The sequence below is a fragment of the Campylobacter insulaenigrae NCTC 12927 genome, assembly GCF_000816185.1.
Lineage (GTDB): Bacteria > Campylobacterota > Campylobacteria > Campylobacterales > Campylobacteraceae > Campylobacter_D > Campylobacter_D insulaenigrae.
Map to the genome: position 1 here is coordinate 1,133,187 of NZ_CP007770.1, position 11,822 is coordinate 1,145,008.

Here is an 11,822-nt window from a genome sequence, read left to right on the forward strand (position 1 = left end):
CTAAATATGCAAGAAATGATTGATAATCTTAGTACTTATGGATATTTGATTTTATTTTTTTATTCTTTTGGTGGTGGCATGGTAGCTATTTTAGCTGCTGGTGTCTTTTGTGCAAGCTCAACCAAACTTGACTTGCATTGGTGTATTTTTTTAGCTTTTTTAGCAAACACCTTAGGTTCTACCTTGCTTTTTATACTTGGAAAGTACTACAAAAAAGATATTATGCCCTATTTTAAAAATCACAGAAGAAAAATCGCTCTTGCTATGATTAAGATTAAAAAATATGGCGATTTACTTTTAATCATACAAAAATTTATATATGGAGTTAAAACCATCATTCCTATAGCTGCTGGACTCTGTAAATTCAGTTTTGTAAGATTTGTTATTATTAATACCGTAGCAAGTTTAATCTGGGCTATTGCTTTGGGTTATGTTGGATTTATTTTTGGCAATGCCTTGCAAGATATTTTTGAAATACTTTCTCACTATCCATATATAGCACCTATTTTTATAATTACTCTCGCTTTAATCATATGGTTATATTTATCAAAATTTTCTAAGAAAAAATGAATTTTAAATTCTCTGTATTTAAAAATTATAGAGAATTTAGCATTTTATTTCTTTGCTTTTTAATTATTCTTTTACTTAATCTTTTTTACGAATATAAACATTATCAAAATTTTAAACTCACTAAACATCTTTATCTTAAAGATAATATAATTATTTCAAGTCATATTAAAGAAAATACAAATGGAAAAAGATATCAAATTTTAAAGCTTAAAAATTCTGATTTTACCCTTTATACTCTAGATTATAAAATATTAGATTTAGATAGAAATAAACGCATAAATCTTAGAATTATCACAAAAAATGTAAATTTTAAAGATTATTTGAGTAAAAATTTTTTTGCGCCAAGTTATGATATCAACCAAACAACATCCATCAAACAAGATAATTTTATTACTAGATATTTTTTAAATCAACATCAAAATTCAAAAATAATAGAATTTTATGGAGCTTTGTTTTTTGCTAAAAGTATTTCATATCAACTACGTCAGGATATAAATTTTTATGGTATAGCACATTTAATAGCAATTAGTGGATATCATTTAGGATTATTATTTAGCTTTTGTTTTTTTATTTTTACACCTATATATGCTTTTTTTCAAAAAAGATATTTTCCCTATAGAAGTTTGAAATTTGATATTAGTTTATTAGTTTTTACACTTTTAATATCTTATACATTTTTGATCAATTTTCCACCTTCTTATATAAGAGCTTTGTGCATGGCTTTACTTGGATTTTATTTTTATTGCAAAAATATAAATATTTTAAGCTTTAATTTTTTATTTTTGAGCATAGTTTTATGTATAAGTATTTTTCCACAATTAATCTTTAGTGTAGGATTTTTATTTTCAATTTTAGGAGTTTTTTATATTTACTTATATATTCATCATTTTAAAAATTATTTTTCAAATCTAACTCACATAATTTTGTTAAACTTTTGGACTTTTCTAGCTATGATATTACCAGTATTATATTTTTTCCCTTTACTTAGTTTGCAACAATTTCTAGCTATTCCTCTTAGTATTTTATTTATAATATTTTACCCTCTAGTTTTACTGCTTCATATTATTGGATATGGAAATTTTTTAGATAATATTTTAATCTATTTTTTTGATATAAAATTTTACAGCATTAATTTTAAAATTTCATTTTATATTTATTTAGCTTATTTACTAATGTCGCTATTTGCTATTTTTAACAAATATTTAGCTCTTTTTGTAGTTTCTCTTGGGTTTATTCCCTTTATTTTCTTGATCTAATAAAATATAAACTTTCAAACCCAAAAGATAAATTATCCACGAAATATATATCCATAAAAAGAAAAATAAAATAACAGAAAAAGAACCATACACATTTAAATAAGTTTTATTATATACCGCATAGTACACAAAAATAGTTTTAGAAATATACCATATAACAGAAGCGCCAAAAGAAATTATAAGTAAAAGCTTTACACTACCTTTTTTATTCAATGAACTAGAATATGATATAAAAAATAAAACCCAAATAATAACATAAGGTAAAATTTCAAAAAAATTTAAACCAATATTAAAATCATCTAATGTCTTTTGTATCAAGCCTGAAATATAAAAACTAAGACCTAATCCTAAAGGTGTTAAAGTAACTAAAGTCCAATAAGAACTAATACTATGCCATAAATTTTTAGTTTCTTCTTGTAAAAGTTTATTGACCACATAATCATAACCTGAAAAAAACGCAAGCGAAGTGATGGCCATAGCTACAAGTCCTATTAAGCCTATATTAACACTATTTTTTAAAAAGGTATTTATATAGCCTATTATTAATTCTTGTTGAGTTGGAATCAAAAATGCAAAAATTAAATTTTTAATTTTTTCTTGATATATTTCAAAACTTGGAATTTGGGTAAAAACCCAAAAACACAAAAACAAAAGTGGGATTAAAGATAAAATAGTATAAAAACTCAAGGCCGCAGCATAATTTAAAATTTCTTTATCTCTTAGATATAAAAATATTTTTAAGATATTTTTAAAATTCATCAAAGACCCATTTTAAAAGGGTTTAATATATTATTTGGATCAAATGCTTTTTTTATATTTCGCATCAATTCCATCTCAGCTTCATTAAATGCCAATTTCATAAATGGAGCCTTAGAAATTCCTATACCATGCTCTCCACTTAAAGTCCCTCCTAAAGAAACCGTAAGTTTAAAAATTTCTTCTACTGCCTCATAACCTTTTACTACTAATTCAGAATTATTTTTATCACTTACCATAACATTAGTGTGAACATTTCCATCGCCTGCATGACCAAAACAAGGGATTTTAAAATCATATTTTTTAGAAATTTCAGATATTCCTTTTAAAAGCTCTGGTAATTTTGCACGAGGCACTGTAATATCCTCATTAAGCTTTAATTTCCCGTACATTGCAACACTTTGGGAGCAGTTTCTTCTTGCAAACCAAATATCTGCAGCTTCTTGCTCATCTTTTGCAATTTTAAATTCCCTAGCTTTAGAATCTAAAAAATTCTCTTGCAATATCTTCAAATCTGCTTCTACAGATTCTTCCACATTTCCATCTACATCAGCAATTAAAATAGCTCCTGCATCTACTGGCAAACCCTTATTAAATTTAAGCTCAAGCGCTTGAATACTTAATTGATCTAAAAATTCCATAGATACTGGCGTAACACCTTTTGCTAAAGTTTTATAAACAGCATTCATAGCATCATCTATGCTATCAAAAATTCCCATGGCAGTTTTTTTAATTTTAGGTAAAGCTACAAGTTTGAGTGTAATTTGAGTAAGTACAGCTAAAGATCCTTCACTAGCTATTAAGATTCCGGCCAAATTATAACCTGCTACATCTTTTATTGTTTTTTTACCAGCTCTAATAACTTCTCCATTAGGCAAGACAGCTCTTAAAGCCATCACATAATCTTTAGTGATGCCATATTTTGCAGCTCTCATTCCACCAGCATTTTCACTTACATTACCACCTATTGAAGAATAATCCATACTAGCAGGATCAGGTGGATAAAATAAATTGTATTCACTTAGTACTTTTTGTAATTTTGCATTAATTACTCCAGGTTCTACTACAGCAACTAAATTTTCAAGATCAATTTCTAAAATCTTATTCATATGTTTTTCAAAACTTAAAACTATACCACCATTAACAGCCAAGGCTCCACCTGTAAAACCAGAACCTGAACCTCTAGGAATTATGATAATATTTTCTTTGTTACAATATTTTAAAATTTCACTAACATCGTTTTCATTTCTTGGAAAAAGCACGCCATCTGGTAAATAGTGATTTTTTGTCGCATCATAACTATAAGCTCGTTTATGTATTTCATCGAAGAAAACATTATCTTTTCCTAATAAATTTTGGAAAAACCTTTTATGACTTTCTTGCATTTTTATTGTTCTCTAGTTAAGCTAATTAAATTTTTATAATAAATATAATAATTCTCTATAGCTTCATCATTCAAACTAAAAATATCACTTTTATATCCACTAATTCTTGAATAAAATGGTATCTGCAAACCTTGTGCTTGCGGAATTTCAATCTCTTGTAATTTTTCAAAATCCTGACAGTCGACTAACTCAGCTTTATTTTCTAAAGCAACAACTAAAAGCCCTACTGCATTTTTTGAACAAAACGATCTAAAATCTAACCTTTTTGGAGTTTGACGATATTCTTGTATCATATGAGCACCAAATAAATCAGGATGCAAAAAATATAAATCACTAAATTTTTGTGCGATATAATCATACACTTTTTTATCAGGAGCTATGATTAAAGCTCTATCATAAAGATAATTTAAAACTACCTTATCATCAATCTCTGGTAAAACATTTGGTAAAGGCATAGCATCTTGAGTCAACATATCAAATACTTTAAATTGTAGCTTTACTAAGCCGTTTTCACGTCCTACAACACTCACTCTTGCAATAATGGAATCTTGATTTTCAATACTATGAACCACAATACCACTAGAATGCATTAAAATTCTAGGATCATCTTGTACATAGCCATAAATATCTTCAACTTTTTCTAGTTTAGTTTGTATCAAATCAAAGCTTTTTGCATACGAAAACACCGCAAAACACAAACTCATTATAATCAATCTTACCAATTGCATCTCCTTTTAGGATATAAAAAGTAAATTATAATGTCTTTTCCTTACAAAATTGTAAGAAAAATTAAGTAAAATACAAATTTATTTTATTTTAGGGGTTTTATTTTTTAATTATGAAAAAATTTTTTATATCTTTATTTCTTTCAATAAAATTATTTGCATTTTCAAGCGTAGAAGAACTTTCATGGGAAGATGGCAAAACCTTACTTGACTTTTTACAAGATCATTCTATCCCGCTTAATCTTTATTATAATTTGGATACAGAAGATAAAGAATCAAGTGCAGAAATTGCAAGTGGTGTAAAATATCAAATGTTAAAAGATGATCAAGGTAATCTCGAACAAGTTTTAATACCAATTAGTGATGATTTACAAATTCATATCTATAAAAACATAGACAATAAATTTGTTCTTAGCTTCACTCCAATTTCTTATATTAAAGAAAAAAGAACATTAAGAGTAGCTATTAATAATTCTGCTTATCAAGATGTATATGATGAAAGTGGAAGTGTAACTTTAGCACGAGCTATGGTGCGTGCCTTTAAAAATAGTGTTAATTTTAAAAATGTAAAAAAAGGCGATAGCGTTATTTTAATTTATGAACAAAAAAGACGTTTAGGAAGACTTTTTGGCGACATTAGTATAAATGCGGCTTTGGCTAACATAAGAGGAAAAGAGTATTCTATTTTTTTATATAAAGATTCTTACTACAATGCTCAAGGAAAAGAATTAGAAAATTTCTTTTTAACTAAACCTGTACAATACACTAGAATTTCAGATCGCTTTACAAAAGCAAGATATCACCCTATTTTAAAAAGATATAGAGCTCATTTAGGAATAGATTACGCAGCACCTACAGGAACTCCAGTAAAAAGTGCCGGGGATGGGGTTGTTAGTTTCATTGGGACCAAAGGTGGTTATGGAAAAGTAATACAAATTAAGCATACTTCGGGTTATATGACTTTATACGCTCATCTTAGTCGCTTTGCAAAAATTAAGCGTAATCAAAAAGTCAAGCAAGGTCAAGTAATAGCTTACGTAGGATCAACTGGTATGAGTACTGGTCCTCATTTGCATTTTGGTCTCTATTTAAACAACAAAGCAATTAATCCTGAAACTATAGTAAAAATTCCAAAATCAAGCTTAAGCGGTACAAATAAAGAGGAATTTTTAAAAATATCTAAAGATTATCAAAATATCCTTGATAATATAAAAGAAGATTTCAAAAATCCACCAAAAGAACAAAACATAGAAAATTCAGTGGAGCTTTAATATGTCTCATGATTTTTTAGAAGCACAAGAACTTTTAAAAAATATTTCTAGCTCCCAAAGCACTTATGAGATTAATGAAGCGTTAAAAACTATCAAAAGGCATAATGAAGAGCTTTTTTTACAAACTTTAAATTCTCTTGATACATTCACTTTAGCAAATGTAGCTACTATCACACCCGAATATATACTTGAAGATATTTTAGAATACCTAAGTATCACAAAAATAGCTCAAGCGGTTGGAGAATTAGAAAGTGATGATGCTACTGACTTAATTAAACGCTTTGAAGAATTAAATCCGCAAAAAACTCTTACAATACTAAATCGTTTAAGTTCTGAAGATAAAGAAGAAATTCTTCGTTTGAAAAATTATGACGAAAATACAGCTGGTGCTTATATGCAAACTGAGATTTTCACGGCATTTTTAGATGAAAGCATAGAAAAAGCTATCAAAAGATATAGGATACTAAAAAAAAGTGAAAAAATAGATCAAATTTTTCAGATATATATTACTGATGAAAATGGAAAACTTTGCAATTCTATAAATTTAAGCGATCTTTTACTTTGGGATTTTAAATTAAGTTTCGCTGATATTATTAAAGAAAATGATAAAAAATATCAAAGCTATAGCGTCAAAGATCACGATGATATACAAATGGCTATTGATATGGTTGAAGATTATGATTTAAGTGTTTTAGCTGTTGTAAATGATGAAGGAATTCTTTTAGGAAGAATTACTTATGATGATATACATGATTTAATTCAAGATAATGCAACAGAACAAATTTATAACTTAGCTGGCGTTGATAAAGAAGTTGAAGAAGAAAGCGCTTTAAAAGCTGCTAAAGCAAGGGCTTTTTGGCTGATGATCAATCTTACAACCTCATTAATTTCAGCTAATATCATAAGCTTGTTTTCAGGAGAAATTGAGCAATTAGTAGCTTTAGCTGTTTTGATGCCTATTGTTGCTTCTATGGGAGGCAATACAGGCTCACAAGCTTTAGCTGTTACAGTAAGAAAGCTTTCACTTAACGAAGTTGAATTTAAAGATGCTAAAAAAGTTATTTTAAGAGAAAGCGGTATTTCATTGCTTAATGGATTTATCTTTGCTGGTATCATGAGTATTATAACCTTTGTATGGTTTAAAACACTAATGCTAGGACTTGTAATCGCTTTATCTATGCTTATCAATTTAGCGCTAGCTGGCTTTATAGGTTCTTTCGTACCTTTAACATTAAAAAAACTCAAAATAGACCCAGCAGTTGGGTCTAGTGTAGTTATCACAGCAATTACTGATGCATTAGGATTTTTTAGTTTTTTACTTCTAGCAAAAATGATACTTTTATAATAAAATCAGCATTTGTTTTTTAACCCTCAAAATCAGTTACAATAAATTCCTCTTTTGGAGCTTCTATAAAACAAGATTTTTCTTTTAAAAATAATAAATCTACATGCCCAACAGGTCCATTTCTATTTTTTCCTATAATTAACTCAGCTTTTTCTTGAACAGGATTTGGCATAAATTTTCTTTCATAATTTTTTCCCTCTATTTTCGCCTTATTTTCTCTTTCTTTTTCTTCTTGCTCTCGATAAATTTCATCTCTATATACAAATAATATAGTATCAGCATCTTGCTCTATAGCACCACTTTCTCTTAAATCACTAAGCATAGGACGTTTATTTGCCCGACTTTCTAATGAACGATTTAATTGAGAAAGTGCTACTACAGGCATATTTAACTCTCTTGCCAAAAGCTTCAACCCTCTTGAAATTTCACTTACTTGCAAATGTCTATCATTAAATGCTGAATTGCTCATCATAAGACCTATATAATCAACTACACAAAGTTCTACACTCTCATCTTGAGCTTTAATTTTTCTTAAAACTGAACGAATATCAGCTATACTTGCATATCCATTATCATAAATATAAAGGTTTTTTTGAGAATACTCTTCGCAAGCATCACTTACCCTGCTCCACTCATCATCATTTAAATCTGCAATTAAGATTTTTTGTAAAGGTATAGAAGTTTTTGCACTAATTAATCTTTGCATAATTTGCATCGCAGGCATTTCTAGTGAAAACATCACCACACCTTTATTTTGTTTTAGAGTTTTTTCTATAAAATTCAAACAAATAGTTGTTTTACCCATACCAGGACGTGCTGCTATAATAACAAGATCTCCAGCTTTAAAACCTTTTGTCATTTTATTTAATTCACTAAAGCCAGTATCAAGTCCTAAGATATCTTTATTTTCAGCTTCTTTTTGTTTTTTAAATTCTTCAACCAATTCTGATAAAACCATAGTCATATCTTTAATACTATTAGTATTAACTCTATTGGTTAAATTAAAAATTTCTTTACCAATTTCATCTGATATTTGAGAAATACTTTTATCTTCATTAACTCTCATAGGTATAGTATAAGCAAAATTTAAAAGCTGTCTTCTGATTGACTTTTCCCTTAATTCATGGGCATACTTACTCACATCAGCAATAGAAGTAGTCGCCAAAATTTCACTTAATACTTGCTCATCGATTTTTTTATGTTTTCTTATGAAACTAACACTTATAGGTTCTCCAGCATTAACGCAAGCTAAAATAGCTTTATAAATATCTTGATGAGCCTTAAGGGAAAAATCATTAACTTCTACATCTGAAGATATACTAAAAAAAGAATCTTCGCTATAAATACATGAACTAAGTATCGCTCTTTCTAAGTCTAAGTCAAAATGTTCATTGTTTTGGTTCATCTTTGCTCCATTAAAATATTTTTATGCTTTTACCTATTTTTAATATTATTAAAATATAAAAATTCATAGCTTTGAGACTGAAATTATAGAAAAAAATATCTTATTATAACTTCAAAAATTAATTTTAATCACATGTAAATTTAAAAATTTAGTAAACTTTGTAAGTAATAAAAATAAGTTGAGATTAATTTTAAAATTAGACAAAAGAACGCAAGAGTCCTAGCTCTTGCTTAAAAATTATTTTTTAGCTTTTTTTGCAGCTTTAGCAGCAGCAACTGCATCTTTAAGATTTTTTCCTACTTTAAATTTAGCAACTTTAGTAGCAGGAACATTAATAGTTTTTCCTGTGCTTGGAACTCTTGCTGTTCTAGCAGCTCTTTCAGCTACTGAAAAAGTACCAAAACCTATAAAGCTAATACTATCGCCTTTTGCTAATACATCACTAATAGTAGCAATAACAGCATCTGTAGCAGCAGTTGCGTCTTTTTTAGTTAGCCCTGCAGTTTGAGCAACTTGAGAAATGAAATCTGCTTTAGTCATAAAAAACTCCTTTTTCAAAATGGTCCTTAAGTTTAGCACATTTATCAAGCTTTTGCAAGAGTTTTTATGTAAATTCCTTATTTATTTGATACTACCTCCATTATTTTGCTCAATTAAAATTCTAAATTATATTTATTAATTTTTTCTTCCATTATTTTAAAGTATTTATCTATATTTTCATTAGTTAGAATATGTTTGTGGTATTTAATAGCATCAAGATGTATTGAATTCATATCTACATTATAGTGAACAAAATCTTTATAGTTTGCAATATTATCAGCATAATCTAAATCATCAAAACCATAAATTTTTATATTTTGATATTTTTTCGTCTGTTCAATAAGAAATTGTATATTTTTATAAAGTGAAAGAAAATATTTATCATCTTGACTAAAATAATTTCTATAGCTTTCTAACTTATAAAATATTCTAGGCTGAGTTGGAATAATCAAATGAAAATTAATTTCTTTATTTTCAATCATCATCTTTAATAAAAAATGATTTAAATATTTACTATTATCAATATAAGATTGTCCAAAATATGACACTTTATTTTTAGAAAATTTAATATTTGGACTGTTTAAAATCAAAGCACCTAAAGTTTTTTGATTTTCCTCCCACTGCAATAAATTATAAACATCTATCTGTTTTCCTATGCATTGTTTTTTATGAGAAAAAAATATCGCACATAGAATGAAATGTTTATTTAAATATAACTTAAAATCATTCATAATATTATCATCGTAAAGAAAATCAAATCTTTTGATATTTGGTCGAATTTTATCTCCATTCACTAAAGAAAATCCATCCAAAGAATAAATAATATTTTTGATTTTTTTATGTTTAATTAAATATTCTAATATAATAAATCTTTCATGAAATGTACTAGCCGCTAAAGATAAATTCATAAATTTACTATTTAATTTATCACTAGCTTCTTTAACTGAAGTATTTTCAAGCATAGATGAGCCAATTATCACAGAATCAAAATCATTATTATCTATAATACTTTTTGCTTGAAGTCTCATATCACTATGCCAAGTCTTTTCTCTAAACAATGGCTCGTGATAAAGCTGCAAAGGATCATAAATATAAAGTAAAATAATAAATATAAAGATAATCGGTAAAGGTAAAGTCAAAGATAATAAAACAACTTTTTTATAACTCATAAAACACCTTAAAAATTAAAATATATAAATTCTATATAAGAAGCCGAATATAATGTTATTAACTCCACATATAAACTAAAAGCTGTTAAAAATATAAATTTGTAATTTGGTTTAATTATTTCCATATAATAGATACTATTTTTAAAATATAAACATATTATAAAAGCAATTATGATATAAAAAAATGTTTCATTGTTGCCATTAATATCTAGCAAAGTTTCTTTAGTTCTATACCATTTTATCGGCAAATCTACCCAAACTATACCAAACATCGATTTTAAAAGATTTATAGCACCTTGCAAATTTTCACTTCTAAAGAAAATCCAAGATACATTTATAAAGTTAAAAGTTGTAAACCAAGCAAATATTTTATAGATGATATTTTCTTTAAAATGTGCATTTGGTATTGCAAAAGTATAAATTCTATGAATAACCATAGCCAATCCATGCAAAATTCCCCATATAATAAATCCCCAACTAGCTCCATGCCAAAAACCACTAATAAAAGCTACTATAAAAAGATTTCTTAAATTTAATATCTTAGAAATTTTATTTCCTCCAAGTGGTATATACATATAAACTTTAAAAAATTTCCCTAATGTTATATGCCATTTTTTCCAGAAATCAGATATATTTAAAGCTTTATAAGGTGAATTAAAATTTACAGGAAGTTTTATACCAAAAAATAATCCAAGTCCTATAGCCATATCGCAATATCCACTAAAATCAAAATAAAGCTGAAAAGAATAAGACAATGATACAAACCAAGCTGCTATAATATTCAAAAATTCACCATTTTCAACTATACCAAATCCAGCATTTGCCCATTTGCCAAAAGAATCTGCAATAAAAACTTTTTTAAATAAACCAAGAGAAAATATAAACAAACCTTTTGCCGTATTTTCCCAATTTACAAGAAATTTATTATGTGATAATTTATTAAATTGTGACATCATTTCCTTATGATGAACTATAGGACCGGCTATAAGTTGTGGAAAAAATGTTATAAAGAGAGAATAGTCTATGATATTTATTTTATATCCATTTTTATTTTTTAAGTCTTCTATATTGTTTTTTTTATAACAATCAACTAAAAATGCAATTTGCTGAAAAGTAAAAAAAGATATAGCAAGTGGTAAAAGTATGTGCGGCAATGGTATGTTAAAATTTAAATTAATAAGTTTTGAAAAGGTGTTGAAATTTTCTAGTAAAAAATCTGTATATTTAAAAAATCCAAGTAAAGTTATATTAAATATTATGCCAAGTACTACCCCCCCCCTTTTTTTTTCAGCAAACTACTTTTTAACAGCATATTTGCAATATTATAATTTACAAACATTGAAAATAATAATATGAACACATATTCAACCTTCCAGAATGCATAAAAAAATAAACTTGCC

Annotated in this window: 11 protein-coding genes; 4 read left to right on the forward strand and 7 right to left on the reverse strand. The window is 27.0% G+C overall.

All coding sequences use genetic code 11. From position 1 onward, the window contains the following. The first annotated feature begins 6 nt into the window (after positions 1-6). Both CINS_RS05855 and CINS_RS05860 read left to right on the forward strand, forming a co-directional pair. Positions 7-570, forward strand: a complete 564-nt coding sequence (locus CINS_RS05855) for a DedA family protein (RefSeq protein WP_039650662.1) — start codon at positions 7-9, stop codon at positions 568-570. Beyond that, on the forward strand, positions 567-1,826 hold the full coding sequence (locus CINS_RS05860; RefSeq protein ID WP_039650664.1) for a ComEC/Rec2 family competence protein: 1,260 nt from the start codon (positions 567-569) through the stop codon (positions 1,824-1,826). Before CINS_RS05855 ends, CINS_RS05860 begins: the two co-directional genes overlap by 4 nt. Here CINS_RS05860 and CINS_RS05865 read toward each other — a convergent pair. The 3 genes from CINS_RS05865 to CINS_RS05875 are packed head-to-tail and all read right to left on the reverse strand — an operon-like array spanning position 1,773 to position 4,689. Continuing rightward, complete coding sequence (locus CINS_RS05865; RefSeq protein WP_039650666.1) at positions 1,773-2,585, reverse strand: YihY/virulence factor BrkB family protein; 813 nt, start codon at positions 2,583-2,585, stop codon at positions 1,773-1,775. The genes CINS_RS05860 and CINS_RS05865 overlap by 54 nt on opposite strands. Next, positions 2,585-3,967, reverse strand: coding sequence for a gycolate oxidase, subunit GlcD-related protein (locus CINS_RS05870; protein ID WP_039650668.1), 1,383 nt, complete (start codon positions 3,965-3,967; stop codon positions 2,585-2,587). Before CINS_RS05870 ends, CINS_RS05865 begins: the two co-directional genes overlap by 1 nt. Positions 3,968-3,969: 2 nt before the next feature. Beyond that, entirely contained in the window at positions 3,970-4,689 is a 720-nt protein-coding gene (locus tag CINS_RS05875; RefSeq protein WP_039650670.1) for a plasminogen-binding N-terminal domain-containing protein, read from the reverse strand. 116 nt (positions 4,690-4,805) lie between these two features. On the opposite strand from CINS_RS05875, the gene CINS_RS05880 reads away from it, so the two are divergent. Both CINS_RS05880 and mgtE read left to right on the forward strand, forming a co-directional pair. Further along, on the forward strand, positions 4,806-5,963 hold the full coding sequence (locus CINS_RS05880; protein WP_039650672.1) for a peptidoglycan DD-metalloendopeptidase family protein: 1,158 nt from the start codon (positions 4,806-4,808) through the stop codon (positions 5,961-5,963). A gap of 1 nt (position 5,964) precedes the next feature. Beyond that, a complete protein-coding gene (gene mgtE, locus CINS_RS05885) occupies positions 5,965-7,308 on the forward strand; it encodes a magnesium transporter (protein WP_039650674.1) in 1,344 nt (447 codons plus the stop codon). 19 nt (positions 7,309-7,327) lie between these two features. Here mgtE and CINS_RS05890 read toward each other — a convergent pair whose 3' ends face one another. From CINS_RS05890 to CINS_RS05905, 4 genes are all read right to left on the reverse strand, one after another. After that, positions 7,328-8,713 carry a replicative DNA helicase gene (locus tag CINS_RS05890; protein ID WP_039650676.1) on the reverse strand — a complete coding sequence of 462 codons (1,386 nt, stop codon included), beginning with the start codon at positions 8,711-8,713 and terminating at the stop codon, positions 7,328-7,330. Positions 8,714-8,950: 237 nt separating this feature from the next. Beyond that, positions 8,951-9,253: an HU family DNA-binding protein gene (locus tag CINS_RS05895; RefSeq protein WP_039650677.1), complete on the reverse strand. Its 303-nt coding sequence runs from the start codon at positions 9,251-9,253 to the stop codon at positions 8,951-8,953. A gap of 113 nt (positions 9,254-9,366) precedes the next feature. Next, positions 9,367-10,422, reverse strand: a complete 1,056-nt coding sequence (locus CINS_RS05900; RefSeq protein ID WP_039651423.1) for a hypothetical protein — start codon at positions 10,420-10,422, stop codon at positions 9,367-9,369. Between the two features lie 8 nt (positions 10,423-10,430). Beyond that, entirely contained in the window at positions 10,431-11,576 is a 1,146-nt protein-coding gene (locus CINS_RS05905; protein WP_331852885.1) for an MBOAT family O-acyltransferase, read from the reverse strand. Positions 11,577-11,822: the final 246 nt, after the last annotated feature.